Raw genomic sequence first — 16,276 nt, 5'->3', positions numbered from 1 at the left:
AGGCTGCTTCCAGATAAAGTGAATGGGGTTCAGGCGGGCTGCCGCAAGGTCTCCGCGGCGGCATCCTCGCTCTCGAAGACGGCGAAGTGAGTCCAGAATCCGGTGATTTCCATCACGTCCCGCACCGATTGGGGGACGCCGGCCAGCGCCAGGCGCTTGCCATCGGTCTGCGCGGCTCGGTGCAACAGCAGCAGGGCGCGCAGCCCGGCGCTGGTCAGGATGCCGATGCCGGAGCATTCGAGCACCAAGGCCGGATGGGAAGCTAGCGCCCCGAGCAGGGATTCCTGAAACTGCGGCGATACCGCATGCGTGATGTCGCCGGATACGGCGGCCAGCGCGTAATGGCTGGAGGGGGAGATCGTCAGATTCATGGTTCGGTCATTTGCCTCTTATCGGGCGCATCTTATCGAGCGCCTCGTATCGGGTTTACTCGGCCCCGCCGAAAATCGGCGCGGTCGGCTCGAATTTCTTCACGATCTTCTTGGTGATGGTCAGCCGGCCGGTGGCGGGATCGCGGCGAAACACCACATCCTGATAGGACAGCGAAGCCGTATAGCGGCTGCGCGCGGCGCCGGGCTCCCACTCGCGTCGCTCCCAGCGGACGATGAGATCCGCCGCAGCGGTATCGCCATCGATGCGGATGGCGAGCGCTTCCAGGTGATGAGTCTCGTCGAAATAGCGCAGCAGCGCCTTGCGGTACCAGTCCGCGAAGGCGTCCTTGCCCTGAAAGGGCTCGGGCCGGTCGGGATAGAACATCTCGATCTGGTCATCGAGATAGGGCAAGAGTTCTTCCAGCGGACGGTGGTCGTTGGTTTGCCGGAACCAGGACAGCAGGGTGTTGCGCACCATGTCTTCGTTGAGCGGCGGTGGCGGCTCCGCCGACAGGGGCAGGGATTGGAACAGCGTTGCGGCTACGAGCAGCAGAAGGGTCGTGAATCTCATGAGATGCCTCCGTCAGGAAGATGCCGAAGCAGAGTCAGGATATTGGTATCGGCGACGCGCTCCATGGTTACATCATCGACGGCCTTGCGAATCAGCACCCAGCCCAGACCGCCGACGGGGCGGGTATCGAGGGTCGCGCTCAGATCGACCGGCGGCAGGGCGTTGGGATCGAAAGGCCCGCCATCGTCCTCGAACCGCAGGATGAACGCCTGCTGGCAGGTCGCGCTGAACAGGCGATAGATGCGCGCCGGATCGGAGTCGAGCCCGTAGGTGATGATGTTGGTGGCAACCTCGCAGGCGGCCAGCGCCAGTTGTTGCGCGTCCCGGTCGCCGAATCCAGCCTCCCGGGCGTGCGCCTGCACGGCGGCGACCACCTGTTCGAGCGTTTCCAGATCAGCCGGAAATGTGTGCGCCCGCGGCATGTCCGTCGCCTCGGCGAGCAGCAGGGTGATGTCGTCGAAGCGCTCGCTCTCGCCCTGCCAGTTCTCGACCTCGGTGACGGTTCGCTTCGCCAGCTCGGCCAGTGGCCAGGACGCATGGGGGGCCAGCAGTTCATGCAGGCGCCCGGCGCCAAACTGCTCGCCGTCCGGCGATGGCGCCTCGGTAATCCCGTCGCTATAGACGGCGAGGAGATCGCCGACGCCGAACGCGACCTCGAATGTCGGATAATCCTGTCCGGGCAGCGCGCCGAGTGCGGGGCCGCTGCGCTTGACCAGGGTTTCCAGCGCGCCATCGGCGCGCAGCAGCAACGGCGGATTGTGACCCGCGTTGGCGCACGTCAAGCGGCCCTTGACCGGGTTCCAGACCGCGAAGAAGAAGGTGACGAACATCATCGCCGGATTCGACTTCACCAGCGCGGCATTGACTTGGGCCAGGGCGTCCGCCGGCGACATGACCGCGGCGGCCGCGCGCAGCAACAGGCTCGCGCGCACCATGAACAGCGCGGCGGAAACGCCCTTGCCGGATACGTCGCCCACGGCCAGCGCGGCGCGACCGCCCGGCAGGACGAAGGCATCGTAGAAGTCGCCACCGACCTGCTGCGCGGGCAGGGTCAGGCCGCGAATGCGACCGCCCGGAATCGCAATCGCCGCCGGCAGGGCCGAAAGCTGGATGAACCGCGCCAGCTCAAGCTCGGTGTCGGCCCGCTGCTGGCGGCGCGCCAGCTCCTCGGCACGATGGAAGGCCTGCTCAAGCTCGCCGACCATGTCGTTGAAGGCGTCGATGACATCCGCCGTCTCGTCGTGCGCCACCGCCGGCGGCAACTTCTCGCGTAAATTGCCGGCGCTGACCTGACCGACGCCGCGCAGCAGCACGTCGAGATTGCGGGTGACGATACCCGCGCTCCAGCGCAACAGCAGGCCCATGCCGCCGATGCTGAACACCCCGAGCAGAAACAGGCCACCGAGCAGATAGGGCCGATCCTGCGCGAAGTAGCGCATCGGAACCACATAGAGCACCTGCGCGCGACTGTGCCTCAGTCGTTCGTAGAAAAAGCAGCTCTTCTCGCCGGTGACGGGATTGCGCGCGATGAACCAGCCATCTGGCGCATCGGGGTTCTGCAATGCGGTAAACCCGCCAAAGATCAATGGGTTGCGCTCCCCAAGGGCGTAAATATCCGCAGCCAACCCGGCTGGAGTATCGGCCGAGACGGCGGCGATCGACACTTTGCGGTCGGGCTGGATCAGATAGGCCTGAAAGGACGGTGCGATCCGCAACTCTCCCAACAGGTCGCGGATCGTGCCGCTGGCGACGTCGATCGCCACCACGCCGGCAAAGACCGGCTGCTCCCCGGTGGGCTCCTGGATTGCGACCACGCAGGACAGGACTTTCTCCGGTGCCGACTCGGGGGCGGCGAAGATATCGCTCCAGCGTGCATCGGCGAAGTCCGCCGGCTGGTTCTTTGCCGGCAGATACCAGGTGCCGCCGGGCGAGGCGGGATCGTCATGCGCGTAGGGGATGATGACCTGCTCGAACTGGCCGTTCGCGTTGCGCTTCAGGTAGAGGCTCGCCCCCCCTTCGGACGCGAACCGGCTGTCCGGCTCGAAGGCCAGGCGCACGCCATAGGCTTTCGGCAGGTGCCTGACATAGCGCCGGATCAGTTCCAGCGCTTCGCTGTCATCTCCGCTGCGCCATTGCGGCAGGATGTCGCTCAGTCCCAGTGCCTGCTGATGAACCGTGCGCAGGTCGGCATCGCCGCGGCTCAGCACGGCATCGAGCCGGGTTTCCACCTCGCGAATCCGCTCTCCGACCAGAAAACGCTCGCCAAACCAGAGGGTCAGCGGGGCGATGCACAGGAACATCGTCCCCGCCGAGGCGATCGCAATCAGCGTGAAGCGCGCCCGCAGCCGGCGCGGCAGCACGTTCGCCAGGGAGAGCGGCATGATGGAGCGGTCTTACCAGCCGTAGCGCTTCAGACCCTGTCGCAGCACCGCGACCAGTTTCTCTCCGCACAGCGCCGAGTCATAGGTCGTGCGGGCGGTGATGATCGGATAATCGACGATCACGGAATACGCCTTGCCCACATTGCCGATGAACTGCCCATCCGGGCCGACGGCATCGGTCAGAATGGATTCGAGTGGATAGGGCGCGCCGGGAAAAATGCCGTCGACGTGCAGGTAGCCGTGGCCGTCGTTGTAATCGTGAATCAGCGGATGGCCGGTGACCCGCTTGCCATGGACGATGCTTTTGCCGGTGATTTCATCGCGGGTGAACGCGAGCGCCGCCACGCCGTAGCAGATGCCGGCGACAGGCTTATCGGAGCGCAGGAACAGCCGAATCAAATCCTGCGCGCGCTTGTTATTCGCCACGTCGAGAATCGGACCGCTCCCGCCCACGAGCACCAGCGCGTCATACTTACGCGCGATCTCCTTGCCGATTTCATCGAGGCGATGGTTGTAGGCGTAGAGATCGTCGAGATAGGTGGGCGAACTCAGATAGGGTCGCTGCGGCAGCCAGTTGGAGAGATTGATCGGATTGGCGAGCGTATCCGAGGATTCCAGCGCCTTGACCTTGTCGGCCATTTCCGCCGTGGTCACGGTACGACCGAGCGGCGGATCGACATAGCTCGGGTCCATGCTCGGTGGTAGCGCCAGCGGCTTAGTGCCCTTGGGGGTAGCGAAGTCGGCGCTATAGCCCGCCGCCGTGACCGCTTCGAGCGGTCCGACCAGTTCCTCGCCCCAATAGCCATATTCGGAGATGACGAACAGGATGCGCTGACTCTGCGACGCGGGCGAGCTGGTATCAGCCATGGCCCCACCGCACGAAAACACCGTGGCAAGCGCTAGAAAAACGAGATGTTTCATGGTTTGCCTATCACTCTCTGCTTGGGTTGAAACGCGCGCAATCGCGATTGCACGCAATGGAAAATTGATCGATTAGATCGCTTCGGCGCAACGCCAGCCAGGTTCTGCCGACTAGGCCGCCGACGGAGGACGGAGCCCGTCATTCCCGCAATTGCCGCAGCGCCTCATCACGATTCGCGGCGAAGGCGAAATACGGCGAAAAACCGGTCATCTCCAGGGTTTCCATCATGGCGTCATCGAGCTGGTGCAGAACCAGTTTCCCTTCGAGCGCATTGGCCATGCGCGCGACGACCAGCAGCATCCGCAGGCCGCTGCTGGCGAGGTAGGTCACCCCGGCGAAATCGAGCGCGAGGTACTTATTCCCGGCGCGGATGAGTTCGAGCAGGCGCGCCTCGATGCCCGGCGTCGTGGAGGCGTCCATTTTGCCGAGCAGCTCGACGATCGTCAGATCGCCATCCTGAGTTTCGCGAAGGCTATTCATAGGTCGTGCCCAATCATTGTCGATGCTGTCATGCACATTACCAGGGGCCTGAGGCCAGCTCAATGATATTGCCCCAGGGATCGGCGCAGAAAATCACCTGGACCTCGCCGAAGTTGGCTGCGGACAGCCGGACTCCGCCCCGTGCCTCGATGCGCGCGGCGAAGGTTTCCGGATCGCCTACTACCAGGCAGGCATGAACGAGTCCGGAGGTGCGCTTCGCTTCCGGCGGGGGCGCCGTCGGTTTGGGCGCGATCTCGAAAAATTCGATGGTTTGCCCGAACGGCATCGCCGGCGCGCGCAACCGCACGAAGCGGATGCGCTCGGTCGCGGGCCCGAACAGGGCGACCGCCATCTGCCAGCGCGCGCCAACGGCTGGCGTGTGGACAATCGGCTTGGTCAGCGGCACGAAGCCGAACACATCGCCATACCAGGCCATGGCGTCTTCCAGCACCGGGACCGCGATCGCGACATGATTCCACTGCGGCACCGGCAGCCGGGAGTCGAATATCTCCAGCACCTGCGCCCGGCGCCGCAGATCGGCGATGGCCTCGGCGTATTGGCGCTGCGTTCTGCCAGAAAAGTCCTCGATATCGAAGCGCGCGCCGCTGCCGACCTCCCAGCGGATCTGCTCCAGGTAATGCGGCAGACGCTCCACCGATACGGTGCCGGCGCGCAGCACGGCATCATGCAGGCCGGTGAGTCCATTGACCGCGGGGATTTCGTTCAGCGCGTCGGCGAGCTGCGCGGCGGACAGGTGCGCGGCCATCCGCTTGAGGCATTCGAGGTGCCCGAACACCGAGGCGCGGATGATCGCGGTCGCCCCCATCGGGTGATGTTCCTTGACCAGCGGATTCGCGCCCCGCGCGAGCAGCGCCTCGACGATGCGCACGCGCAGCCCGGCGGAGCGCGCCTGGTCCGGGCCGGGATCGTTGCCGGTCACGGCGATCACCATCAGCGGCTGGCGCAGATCGCCGGCGATTCGGTCGATCTCCACGTCATCGAGCTTGGGCAGCAGCCCGTTCAGAATGTCGTCAATGGGTTCGTCGGTGGCGCCCGCGCGCTTGAGCGCCTCGTCGATCGCAGCACCCGCGACATCCGCGCGGCGCTGCGCGTCCGCTTCCCCGGCGGGAACGGGCTCGCGAATGCGTTCGAGCAGATCCTGAAAAAAGACATCCCGCGCGGCCGGGTCGGGCGGGCGCGATGACAGCGCCTCGATCAGCGGCCGATTCTGGAACTGTTGCGCGAAATCGAGCGCCGTCAGCCGGCGTAGAGTGGTCGCGGACGGGTTCGCGCCGCGCTCGAGCGCGAACCTCGCCAGCTCGACATGCCCGAAGAAGGCCGCCTGCAACAGCAACGTGTGACCGTTCAGCAGCCAAGTCGCATCCAGATCCTCCGGGCGCGCATCGAGCAGGAGCCGCGCGGTCTCCACGTCCCCGGATTGGCCGGCCAGGTGGATGGGCAGAGCGCCGGAGGGCGCGAACGCGAGCCCCGGGTCCGCCGCCCGTTCGGGATGCTTGAGCAGAATTGCGACCGCCGGCGCCTGGCCGCGCACCGCCGCCTTCAGTAGGGGCGTCCAGCCGTTCGCATCGGCGCGATTCGGATCTCCTCCCGTATCGAGCCATTGTTTGAGCCAGTCGGCATCGCCACGCGCAGCCGCTTGCACGGCGTCGCCGATGAGCGCCGGGGTTGGCGCGAAGGCCGGCGTCGGCGTCACGGTTGGAGTCTCCGCCAGCGAAGCTGCGCCAGGCGCCAGGAGCAGCGGGAGAGCCAGGAGCCAGGCACCGAGGGCGGCAGCGACACGGCGGCCACTATGCCAGTCGCGGGTTGTGATCGCATGAAGAGTCATCGCGGAGCCTCGCACGGTTGATGTCAAATGTCGATGCGCGAATCCAGGGTGCGGAACCAGTCGCGCAGCACCGCGAAGACCTGGGCTTTCTGCTCCGGAGGAAGCCGCGCGGCGGCAAGCAGAATGGCGTCGGACGCCGTTTCGCCCAGATCCGGGATCAGCGGCAGCACCTCGTCCGTCAGACGCCGCGCATGCGCCGGATCGGCGAGCGTTGCCATCATGTCGTCGATCCAAGCCTGTCGCTGGCCAGCGGCATCCGCGCCCTCGGAAACGAAGCGGATCAGCGCCGCGTTAGCCAGAAAGCGCACCACCGGATCGGGCGAGCGCGACCAGTGCCGTGGCGCATCCAGGTTAGGGGCATGGCCAACGGCATGGCAGGCACGCAAGGCGGCGATCCGATCGGGCGCGGATTCGGCTTGAAACAGCGTCTCTAGCACCGACACCAGGCGCGGGCGCGACGCGCCATGCTTCCACAGCGCCATCGCCGCCGCCGCCCGCACGCTGGCGCTCTCGTCCTCCAGGCAGCCCGTTAGAAGGGCGCGATGATCCCAATCGGTCGCCGCGACCGCCTCGACCGCGCGCTGACGCAGATGCGCGTCGGGATGCTGTAACCAGCGTTGCGCCGCGTCCTGCAGCTTGCGGCCGCGGACCCGACCGATCAGGCAGCGCAGTGCCTCGGCGCGCACCGCCGGCTCGGAATCCTGCTCCAGCACGCGCTCGACGGCGGCGATCGCCTCGGATTTGACATCGACATGGATGTGCGCGAGCGCGCGCAGCGCCGCCCGGCGCACCTGCGGCGACGGATCGGCGAGGGCCGCCAGCAGATCGGCTTCGGCCTCCTTTGCCGCCGCGGACGCGAGGACGCGCAGCGCCTCCGCGCGCTTGCGCTCGTCGGGATCGGCGGCGATCCGGCGCAGCAGCGCGATCGCGCGTGCGCTGCCCAGTTCGTCCAGGCACTCGATGGCATCCATCGCGGTGCGGCGCTCGGGGCTCGACAGGTTCTGTTCGATCAGGTCGAGATAATCGCGCCGCGAGTGCATCACCGCGACCAGCCAGGCCAGCGCGAAGCCCATGCCGACTAAGGTGACCGGATCGCTCCAGCCGGTGCCGTCGGTCGCGTCGAACAGAAAGTGCAGCAGCAGAATCGCCAGGCCGCCGATGATGCCGCCGAGCGGATTGATCACACCGTCGATAAAGCCGCGTACCCGCGCGCGCAAAGCCGCCGGGATGGCGTTGATCGAAAGATGAAAGGAATTACCTTGGATGGTCATGCCGACCAGATCCCACAGGTAACGCAGCAACAGACCGGGCCAGAAGGTGAACCAGGTCGCCACCAGCGAAAACCCGGCAAGTATCGTGGCCGGCAGTGCGCGCAAGCCGCGACCCACGCCAATGCGCCGCAGCAGATAACCGCTCACGAATATCTGCACCGCCAGACCGCTAATGTTGATGACCATGCCATAGATGCCGTAGTACCCGGCGAGTTGTGCCTCGGTCGGGAAGGTGGCGTTCATGATGCGGGTGTATTGGAAATCCGCGAAGGAACCGACGATCCAGAACATCACCGCGACGATGCCCAGGGTGCGGGCCATGCTCGATGATCGGAAAAAGCCCCAGCCCTCGCGCAGCCGGCCCCCGGTCGCTTCCCCGCCACCGCGCGTCTGACCGCGCAGCTCGGCGCCGAAACTCCGCCGCAGCCACATTGTCAGGGGAATGATCGCGAAGGTTGCGCCGGCCCAGATCAGCACTAGGTTGGCCGTGCCCAGACTCCCGGCGAGGTAATGGATGGACGCGCCGCCGGCGATGCCGCCGATGGTGCCGGCGGTGCCGATGATCGGATATAGCCGGCGCCCCTGGGAGGGTCGGAAGATGTCGTTGATGATGGTCCAGACCTGCGAGCCGAGCGAGGCATTGCCGACGCCCTGGGCGAAAAAGACGGCGATGAAGAACAGCATCAGCGGAATGGTGAAGCCGCTCTCGCCCTCGGCGCGGGCGGTGACCAGGAAGCGCGACAGCAGTAGCACGCTGCCGGTGGCGGCGCAGAAAATCATCAGCAGCCGGTCGCGGCGCACGGCATCGGCAAAGGACAGATAGACCATCGATCCGAGGACGCCGAGCAGACTGATACCGATGTAGGTATAGGGCAGATACTCAATGCCCATGCGCTTGACCAGCATGGAATGCACGGCGCTCCAGCCGATGGCATAGCCGAGCGCAAGCAGCGCGGTCATGGTCCAAGTGATGACGACCTTGTCCCATTCGTCTTTGCGAATGTCGAGAAGCTTCATGTTTGCGGCCTGAGGCTAGGAGGACGGATGCCCGCGATCAAGCGCCGCTGATCGCCCGGAGTCAGCGAAACCTTATTAACGATTGGGGATCGGACGATAGACGTCTTCAGGATCACTCGACCGGGCTCAGGGTGACCTCGATCAGTTCCGGCGTTTCCCATGCCGGCAGATGCACCACCATGGCCTTACAGTCGAAGTTTTTGAACTCCTTGCCATCGAGCGTCACCGATGCAAGTTCAACCTTGCCTGGCGGCAGGGAGATGGGCTGCACCTGAAAATCCGTGCCGCCCGCCTCGAGCGCCGGCGCAAAATGCAGCCTCACCGAACGCTGTTTCACCAAGAGGTTGGTGTAGAGATGGGCGAAGTAGGTCAGTTCCATACTGTGATAGCCACTTTTGGAATGACTGCCCTTGTCGGCGCGGTCGCCGAGCAGATAGGGCGTGCCGTTGGCTTGCACATCGAAATAGACATCCCCGTCATCGTGATCCGGAAAGGCCAGATTGTAGAAGCTTGAACCGGCGCGGGCGGAATCCAGATACTTTTGCTCGCCGGTCGCGGCATAGAGGATGTAATTGGCGAGAATTCCCTGCTCCTGCTGCCACCAGGACTTGTGATCATGCCAGACCAGCTCGTAGCGCCCGGTCACCGGATCGGGCTCCCGCTCGATGCTGTCGAACCAGCCGCCGCGGCGCCCATCCTGCCCCCAGACGAGCATTCGGTCGCCGTACTGGCGGGCCGTGTCGAGGAAGCGCGGCTCATCGGTCAGGTGATAGAGCCGGGTCAGACACCAGGCGATCTTGAGATTGTGACCGATCACGCCGCGATTCTGCTGCCAGGCGTAGCCGTGATCCGGGTTCCAGTCGGCGTCGAAACGCTCGTTGACGAAGGGACTGTCGGGATCGGGAAAATGCGTCACGATCAACTCCCCGAGCAGGCGCAGCCGGGCGAGCAGGGCTGGATCGCGCGTCGCCAGATAGTAGTTTTCGAGATAGGCCGGGAGATGGTCGCCGACCGAATTCCAGTTCTTGTTGTTCGCATTCAGCTCTCCGGCATCCGCCGGGCGCAGGGTTCCCGGATGGATGTGCGAGAAGTAGCCCTGCTTCATGCTGTCCTGTGGTCCTTCATCCCAATAGAAGCGGTTCATGAAGACGAGCGTCTTGTCGATATCCGCGCGTACTTGCGGATCGCCGGTGATGCGATAGAACTGTGTCAGGCCCGCCAGACAGTAGATCTGCTCGTAGAGCGGAATGGTCCCCGCGTCCTCGTTGAAGGCCGATGGCAGCACCGGGTTGCCATCGCGCAGTGCGTGCAACCAAAACACATAGCGGCCATCGGCCGATTCCACCCGCATGCGCTCGCGCTGGTAGCGCACCAGCTCGCGCGCCGCTTTCAGCACCCGCGGGTTGCCGTTCATCAGGTAAGTGGAAGACAGGCCGTAGATCAGGCGCGACAGGGTCGCCGTCTCCTGCCACGGCTCCCCGTCGCGGTCGGCGCCGGTCTTGGCCAAGCGGGTGCGGTAGCTCGACGGATCCCAGTTATCTCCCGCGCCGAGCTGATGAAGAATCCAGAAGTTCGCGATATCGCGCGCCTGTGACGACCACCAGTCCGGCTGCTCGAAGACCAAATCCTCGTCGCTCAGGCCGAAGATCGCGATCTCCTTCGCGATCAGCACCGGGTCGCCTTCGTAGAGCAGCCCCGAGGCCGCGAGCCTCGACCCGACCGGCAAATCCAACGCGGATGGCGGCTCGATCAGGCGTTGGCGCTCGTCGAGGTTACGCAGACTGTGCAGGTAGGCACCGGTCCAGACGCGAACCGGGCGTTCCGCGCCGTTCGGCAGCTTGAGCCTGATCTCTCGCTGGTCGCGGTCGACCGCTTCGACGATGCCCTGCAGGCGATCGAAGTGCAACGCCGGCATCCCGATGATCGCGGGTCGGGACTCAGACACCTCAGCTTGAGCAGGCCTTGCCTCAGGTTCCGCCAGAACGGCGGCGACTACCGCCAGCATGCCCGCGCCCAACGCCAAGAAAAGTCGCATATTATGTCGCCACTTGATCGTGGTTAAGGAAATTGCCAAGCCCCGTCGCGTTGGATTAGGTTATTCCTTAAAAGCGATCAGTGCTGTTCTGCGGATTCTAGCAGAGCCTGAGCAGACATTAGTAGGTGTTCTTTCCGTATTCCGGTCAGTCAGGTTCCCTCGGTTTTTCGTCTTCCAAGGGCGGTTTGCGTCGAGTGCTCATGAATAGCCATCCACCAGCTCATGACGACATTCGCTTTCAAGCTCGTAAGCCAGATAAGCTGCGGGCGACATGCGTGGCAACGTTTGTAGGGCGATCATCGAATTCGCCCTCTCGTTTTCCAGTTAGAGACATTGAAGACAAGCCTATCTCTCACGGAGACACAAAGCGGTGATAAGCTCACGCACCGGTCGCCAGACAGGCTTTGGCCATCGTCATCAGATCGATCCGTGCCCGCAGACGCCGCGCGAGCATGGCCGACCCCATGAATTTGCGATGCAGAAACATGGTCTCGGCGGCGGGCACGGTCGTGAAAACACCCGAGTGGAACAGTTCGCGGCCACGCTGAAAGACCCGCTCGAACAGATCGGAGGCCCCGAAGTCGTAATAACCCGGCTGACGCAGCGGCTCGGCGGAGAGACAGAGCATGTCGATCATGGCCTCGACCTGTTCGCGGGGATCGTCGGCGCCCATGTAACCGAGCGCCACGGCGGCGGTGCGCATGCCCTCGCGATCATCGTCGATCGATGCCTTGAACATCTGTCGATATTGCTCCACCAGCACCGGCGACACCGACTGCGTGGCGCCAAAATCCAGCAGCACGATGCGCCCGTTGGTCGCGTCGTAAAGATAATTGCTGAAGTTGGGATCGGTCTGGACCAGCGAGAACTGGAACAGTTCGCGCAAGGTCAGGCGCATCAGCAGGGTCGCCGCGCGATCACGCTCGGCGCGCCGGTAACTGGGATCGGCCAGCCGGTCCACCGGAACGCCCTCGGCGAAATCCATCGCGAGAATGCCCTGCGTCGAGAAATCCCGATGGACACCGGGAATGAAGAAGTCCGGATCGTCCCCGACCTGGACCCGATAGGCGTCCATCGCATCGGCCTCGGCGACATAATCGGCCTCGCGGTGAAGCTGGCGGCGCGCCGCGTCGAGATAGGGCGAGATGTCGATTCCCGGCGGCGCCATGCCGAAGGTCTTGCCGAAGAAGATCATGTTGTCGATATCGCTGTCGATGCTCTCGCGCACGCCCGGAAACTGGATCTTGAGCGCCAGTTGCCGTCCATCGCGCGTCTCGGCGCGATGCACCTGCCCGATGGACGCGGCGGCGATCGGCGTGAAATCGAAGCGTTTGAAGCGCTTGTCCCAACCCGCTCCGTATTCGCTCTCCAGCACCTTGGCAAGTTGGCTCAACGGCATGGGCTCGGCGCGGTCGCGCAGCGCGCTCAGGATCTCGGCGGCTTCCGGGGTCAGGATGTCGGTCCCGTCCATCGACATGAGCTGGCCCATCTTCATCACCGCGCCGCGCATGTGCGCGAGCCGATCGGTGAAACGTTTGGTCGATTCAGGGGAGATCTGAATCCGCGAGGGGTATTTTCCCCCGCGACCGCGCGCCATCTCGATCAGACCCTTGACCCCGATCCCCGCGGCCAGGTCGCCGGTCGCGCGACCCAGATGCCAGAGACGACTGAGTCGCTTGCTCGGAACGGCGGAGCCGCGGGAGGTCGGTCTTTCGGACATGAGACGCTCTTCCTGAAGATGAAACCGCGCCCAGAGTGATCTGCATTGATTCGAGTGACCGCAAGCTCACCCCAACCAACGAACCTCGCAGTAGACGCGGTTTAAATGATTAAAAATTGCAAGCGTCAAAGCGAGTCGGCCCCAACGCCCGTTGGTTCAGGCAAGCTTGAATCGGGGCACGGACAACGCATGCCAGAATGGACGCGATTTCGGTGTACAAGCTAGCAGCCTTTGTACGGGTCACGGCGATAAAGTTTCACAAAGAAACCAATTCTGCCGCAATGACAAAAAATATTGTCGACAATTTATTGAGTTTTTAAAAATTATTGCTATCCTACCACCTTAATTTATCAAGATTGTCGACAACAGAAAGATGCTCAATCCAGCCAGGGTCGATTCCGACGCCTGCTCGACCATCGCCGACCGGGTCTTCGACCAGCTTCGGCAAGCCATCGTGGCGGGCGAGATTCCACCCGGCAGCAAGATCAGCGAACCCGTCCTGGCGACCCGCTACGGCATTAGTCGCGGCCCGCTGCGCGAGGCCATGCGACGGCTGGAAGCGACCAATCTGGTGGAGCGCAAACCGAATGTGGGGGCGCGCGTGATCACGCTCTCCAACGATCAACTGCTGGAGATCTACGTCATCCGCGAGGCGCTCGAAGGCATGGCGGCGCGACTGGCGGCGGAACGCATGTCCGACGCGGAGATCGGCGAGCTTCAGGCTTTGCTGGAACGCCACCGGCACGAGGTCGCCCGCGACGACTGGCAGACCTATTTTCAGCAGGAGGGGGATCTGGATTTCCATTTCCAGATCGTCCAGGGCAGCGGCAACCACCGACTGGTCGACATTCTCTGCAACGATCTTTACCACCTGGCGCGGATGTACCGCTGTCAGTTCGGGATGAAAAGCGACCGGGTGCGCGAGGCGCTGAAGGAACACGAGCAGGTCGTCGAGGCCATCGCCGAGCGCGACGGCGAACTGGCCGAGTGGCTGATGCGTCGGCATATTCGTGCCTCGCGGCAGTCCATCGAGCGCCGGCTGGCGGCAGGTCCAACCTGAACGACCGGCGAACCCGAAACGCTCTTAGGCGATTTCCGGACAAGTTCATACCCATGCTAAAGGATGCAAATGGACAGGATTAACAGGATTTTTCAAGATTTACAGGGGATTCAAAAAACCGCTTTTGAAGCAATCCTGCGCAATCCTGTTAATCCTGTCCATTCATAGCCTGTCCGTAGGTAGTACGCGCCGAACCCTGAAGATGGGCATGCTGCGCCCTTCGACTGCGCTCAGAACAGGCCTTTCCCATCCGACTCACAATTGACGAGGCGAACACGATGACCGAACAGACTACCCCCGGCGCCCGGCTACGCCGTGCCGTCCAGGAAGAACGTCCCTTGCAGGTCGTCGGGGCGATCAACGCCTATCACGCCATGATGGCCGAGCGGACGGGGTATCGGGCGCTCTATCTCTCCGGCGGCGGGGTCGCGGCGGGTTCTTTCGGCGTGCCGGACCTTGGCATGACCAGTTTGGATGACGTGCTGGAAGACGTGCGCCGCATCACTTACGCGACCGAGCTGCCGCTGCTGGTTGACGCGGACACCGGCTGGGGCGGTGCCTTTAACATCGCCCGCACGGTCAAGCAGATGCGCCGGGCGGGCGCGGCGGGCTGTCATATCGAGGATCAGGTCGCCGCCAAGCGTTGCGGTCATCGCCCCGGCAAATCGGTGGTCTCCAAAAGCGAAATGGTCGACCGCATCAAGGCCGCCGTGGACGCGCGCACCGACGATTTCGTGATCATGGCCCGTACCGATGCCCTGGCCGTCGAGGGTATGGACTCGGCCATCGAGCGCGCGGTGGCCTGTGTCGAGGCCGGCGCGGACATGATCTTCCCGGAGGCCATGACCGAGCTTGCTCAATACGAAACCTTCATCGCGGCGGTCCAGGTGCCGGTGCTGGCCAATATCACCGAGTTCGGCGCCACGCCGCTGTTCACCACCACCGAGTTGGGCGCGGTCGGCGTGTCGCTGGTGCTCTACCCGCTGTCGGCCTTCCGCGCCATGAACAAGGCCGCGCTCAACGTCTATCAGGCGATCCGCCGCGACGGCACTCAGGCCAACGTGGTCGACACCATGCAGACCCGCATGGAGCTGTACGACTATCTGAACTATCACCGCTTCGAGCGGAAGCTCGACGAGCTGTTCGCACAGTCGCAACCCGAGGCGTAAACCGAAAATCATTGGAACCGCGAAGGCGCAAAGGACACGAAGGATTTCAATGTTTTGCCTCGATGACGGCAGTCACCCAACGAGTGACTGTCGTGCATATTGTAAACCCTTGTTTTTCTTCGCGTCCTTTGCGCCTTTGCGGTTCCAATCTAAAGACCTTTGCGGTTCTAACCGAGGAGAGGAAACGATGGCCGAGAACGACGCAAGCCCATTGCCCAAGCCGAAAAAATCCGTCGCCCTGTCCGGCACCGTGGCCGGCAATACCGCCATCTGCACGGTGGGACGGACTGGCAACGATCTGCACTATCGCGGCTATGACATCCTGGATTTCGCCGACCGGGCCGAGTTCGAGGAGATCGCGCACCTGCTGATCCATGAGCGTCTGCCCACCCGCACCGAGCTGGCCACCTACAAGCACAAGCTGAAATCCATGCGCGGACTGCCGGCGGCGCTGAAGACCGCGCTGGAGCAGATTCCGGCCTCCTCCGCCCATCCGATGGACGTGATGCGCACCGGCTGTTCGCTGCTCGGCACCCTGGAGCCGGAGAAGGACAGCATGCCGGTTGGCGCGGCGCGCGAGATCGGCGACCGTCTGATCGCCTGTTTCGGCTCCATGCTGCTCTACTGGTATCACTTCGCCCATCATGGCCGGCGCATCGAGGTCGAGACGGACGACGAGACCATCGGCGGTCATTTCCTGCACCTGCTGCACGGCGAGACGCCATCCGCCGACTGGGTGCGCGCCATGCACACCTCGCTCATTCTCTACGCCGAGCACGAGTTCAACGCCTCCACCTTCACCGCGCGGGTGATCGCCGGTACCAACTCGGATCTGTATTCGGCCATCACCGGCGCCACCGGCGCGTTGCGCGGACCCAAGCACGGCGGCGCCAACGAGGCCGCCTGCGAGATTCAGCAACGCTACGCGAGCGCCGACGCAGCCGAGAAGGACGTCATCGAACGGGTCGCCCGCAAGGAAATCGTCATCGGCTTCGGCCATCCGGTCTATACCATCGCCGACCCGCGCAACGAGGTCATCAAGTCGGTCGCCCGGCGGCTGTCCGAGGCCAACCAGAACCTGGCGATGTTCGAGGTCGCCGAGCGGCTCGAATGCGTCATGTGGGATCAGAAGAAGATGTTCCCCAATCTCGACTGGTTCTCGGCCGTGTCCTATGCACAGATGGGCGTACCGACCCCGTTGTTCACGCCCATCTTTGTCATCTCGCGCACCGCCGGCTGGGTCGCCCACGTCATCGAACAGCGGCAGGACGGCAAGATCATCCGCCCGAGCGCGAATTATGTCGGGGTCGAGAATCTTCAGTGGGTGCCGATCGAACAACGATAGTTGGCAGTTGGCAGTTGGCAGTTGGCAGTTGGCAGTTGGCAGTTGGCAGTTGGCAGTTGGCAGTTGGCAGTTGGCAGTTGGCAGTTGG

The 16,276-nt window shown here is 63.8% G+C and carries 12 protein-coding genes; 3 read left to right on the top strand and 9 right to left on the bottom strand.

Features of this window, described 5'->3' with window-relative positions; translation table 11 throughout:
* Positions 1-29: 29 nt before the first annotated feature.
* The 9 genes from QZY07_RS10640 to QZY07_RS10600 form a co-directional block, all read right to left on the bottom strand.
* A complete protein-coding gene (locus QZY07_RS10640; protein ID WP_295402292.1) occupies positions 30-371 on the bottom strand; it encodes an STAS domain-containing protein in 342 nt (113 codons plus the stop codon).
* 55 nt (positions 372-426) lie between these two features.
* Entirely contained in the window at positions 427-942 is a 516-nt protein-coding gene (locus tag QZY07_RS10635) for a nuclear transport factor 2 family protein (protein WP_295402290.1), read from the bottom strand.
* Positions 939-3,323: a SpoIIE family protein phosphatase gene (locus QZY07_RS10630; RefSeq protein WP_295402288.1), complete on the bottom strand. Its 2,385-nt coding sequence runs from the start codon at positions 3,321-3,323 to the stop codon at positions 939-941. The genes QZY07_RS10635 and QZY07_RS10630 overlap by 4 nt, the downstream gene beginning before the upstream one ends.
* A gap of 12 nt (positions 3,324-3,335) precedes the next feature.
* Complete coding sequence (locus QZY07_RS10625; protein WP_295402286.1) at positions 3,336-4,190, bottom strand: type 1 glutamine amidotransferase domain-containing protein; 855 nt, start codon at positions 4,188-4,190, stop codon at positions 3,336-3,338.
* Between the two features lie 193 nt (positions 4,191-4,383).
* Positions 4,384-4,725, bottom strand: coding sequence for an STAS domain-containing protein (locus tag QZY07_RS10620; RefSeq protein ID WP_295402284.1), 342 nt, complete (start codon positions 4,723-4,725; stop codon positions 4,384-4,386).
* A gap of 37 nt (positions 4,726-4,762) precedes the next feature.
* Complete coding sequence (locus QZY07_RS10615) at positions 4,763-6,571, bottom strand: ankyrin repeat domain-containing protein (protein WP_295402282.1); 1,809 nt, start codon at positions 6,569-6,571, stop codon at positions 4,763-4,765.
* A 23-nt stretch (positions 6,572-6,594) separates the two neighbouring features.
* Entirely contained in the window at positions 6,595-8,859 is a 2,265-nt protein-coding gene (locus tag QZY07_RS10610) for an MFS transporter (protein WP_295402280.1), read from the bottom strand.
* A gap of 112 nt (positions 8,860-8,971) precedes the next feature.
* On the bottom strand, positions 8,972-10,894 hold the full coding sequence (locus QZY07_RS10605) for an AGE family epimerase/isomerase (RefSeq protein WP_295402278.1): 1,923 nt from the start codon (positions 10,892-10,894) through the stop codon (positions 8,972-8,974).
* Between the two features lie 379 nt (positions 10,895-11,273).
* The gene (locus tag QZY07_RS10600) at positions 11,274-12,614 is read right to left on the bottom strand and encodes an AarF/ABC1/UbiB kinase family protein (RefSeq protein ID WP_295402276.1); all 1,341 of its coding nucleotides are present in this window, start codon (positions 12,612-12,614) and stop codon (positions 11,274-11,276) included.
* A gap of 373 nt (positions 12,615-12,987) precedes the next feature.
* On the opposite strand from QZY07_RS10600, the gene QZY07_RS10595 reads away from it, so the two are divergent.
* The 3 genes from QZY07_RS10595 (at position 12,988) to prpC (ending at position 16,188) form a co-directional block, all read left to right on the top strand.
* On the top strand, positions 12,988-13,674 hold the full coding sequence (locus tag QZY07_RS10595) for a GntR family transcriptional regulator (RefSeq protein ID WP_295402274.1): 687 nt from the start codon (positions 12,988-12,990) through the stop codon (positions 13,672-13,674).
* Between the two features lie 278 nt (positions 13,675-13,952).
* Positions 13,953-14,843, top strand: coding sequence for a methylisocitrate lyase (gene prpB / locus QZY07_RS10590; RefSeq protein WP_295402272.1), 891 nt, complete (start codon positions 13,953-13,955; stop codon positions 14,841-14,843).
* 187 nt (positions 14,844-15,030) lie between these two features.
* The gene (prpC, locus tag QZY07_RS10585) at positions 15,031-16,188 is read left to right on the top strand and encodes a 2-methylcitrate synthase (RefSeq protein WP_295402270.1); all 1,158 of its coding nucleotides are present in this window, start codon (positions 15,031-15,033) and stop codon (positions 16,186-16,188) included.
* Positions 16,189-16,276 lie beyond the last annotated feature (88 nt).

The organism is uncultured Thiocystis sp., from assembly GCF_903866365.1.
Taxonomy (GTDB): domain Bacteria; phylum Pseudomonadota; class Gammaproteobacteria; order Chromatiales; family Chromatiaceae; genus Chromatium.
This window is presented reverse-complemented; position numbering and strand designations above follow the sequence as displayed.

What these genes read in the sequence shown, in the direction of transcription:
- QZY07_RS10595 (WP_295402274.1), top strand. Translation starts at nt 12,988, where the DNA reads ATGCTCAATCCAGCCAGGGTCGATTCCGACGCCTGCTCGACCATCGCC.
- QZY07_RS10620 (WP_295402284.1), bottom strand. Translation starts at nt 4,725, where the DNA reads ATGAATAGCCTTCGCGAAACTCAGGATGGCGATCTGACGATCGTCGAG.
- QZY07_RS10600 (WP_295402276.1), bottom strand. Translation starts at nt 12,614, where the DNA reads ATGTCCGAAAGACCGACCTCCCGCGGCTCCGCCGTTCCGAGCAAGCGA.
- prpC (WP_295402270.1), top strand. Translation starts at nt 15,031, where the DNA reads ATGGCCGAGAACGACGCAAGCCCATTGCCCAAGCCGAAAAAATCCGTC.
- QZY07_RS10625 (WP_295402286.1), bottom strand. Translation starts at nt 4,190, where the DNA reads ATGGCTGATACCAGCTCGCCCGCGTCGCAGAGTCAGCGCATCCTGTTC.
- QZY07_RS10640 (WP_295402292.1), bottom strand. Translation starts at nt 371, where the DNA reads ATGAATCTGACGATCTCCCCCTCCAGCCATTACGCGCTGGCCGCCGTA.
- QZY07_RS10630 (WP_295402288.1), bottom strand. Translation starts at nt 3,323, where the DNA reads ATGCCGCTCTCCCTGGCGAACGTGCTGCCGCGCCGGCTGCGGGCGCGC.
- QZY07_RS10615 (WP_295402282.1), bottom strand. Translation starts at nt 6,571, where the DNA reads ATGACTCTTCATGCGATCACAACCCGCGACTGGCATAGTGGCCGCCGT.
- prpB (WP_295402272.1), top strand. Translation starts at nt 13,953, where the DNA reads ATGACCGAACAGACTACCCCCGGCGCCCGGCTACGCCGTGCCGTCCAG.
- QZY07_RS10605 (WP_295402278.1), bottom strand. Translation starts at nt 10,894, where the DNA reads ATGCGACTTTTCTTGGCGTTGGGCGCGGGCATGCTGGCGGTAGTCGCC.
- QZY07_RS10610 (WP_295402280.1), bottom strand. Translation starts at nt 8,859, where the DNA reads ATGAAGCTTCTCGACATTCGCAAAGACGAATGGGACAAGGTCGTCATC.
- QZY07_RS10635 (WP_295402290.1), bottom strand. Translation starts at nt 942, where the DNA reads ATGAGATTCACGACCCTTCTGCTGCTCGTAGCCGCAACGCTGTTCCAA.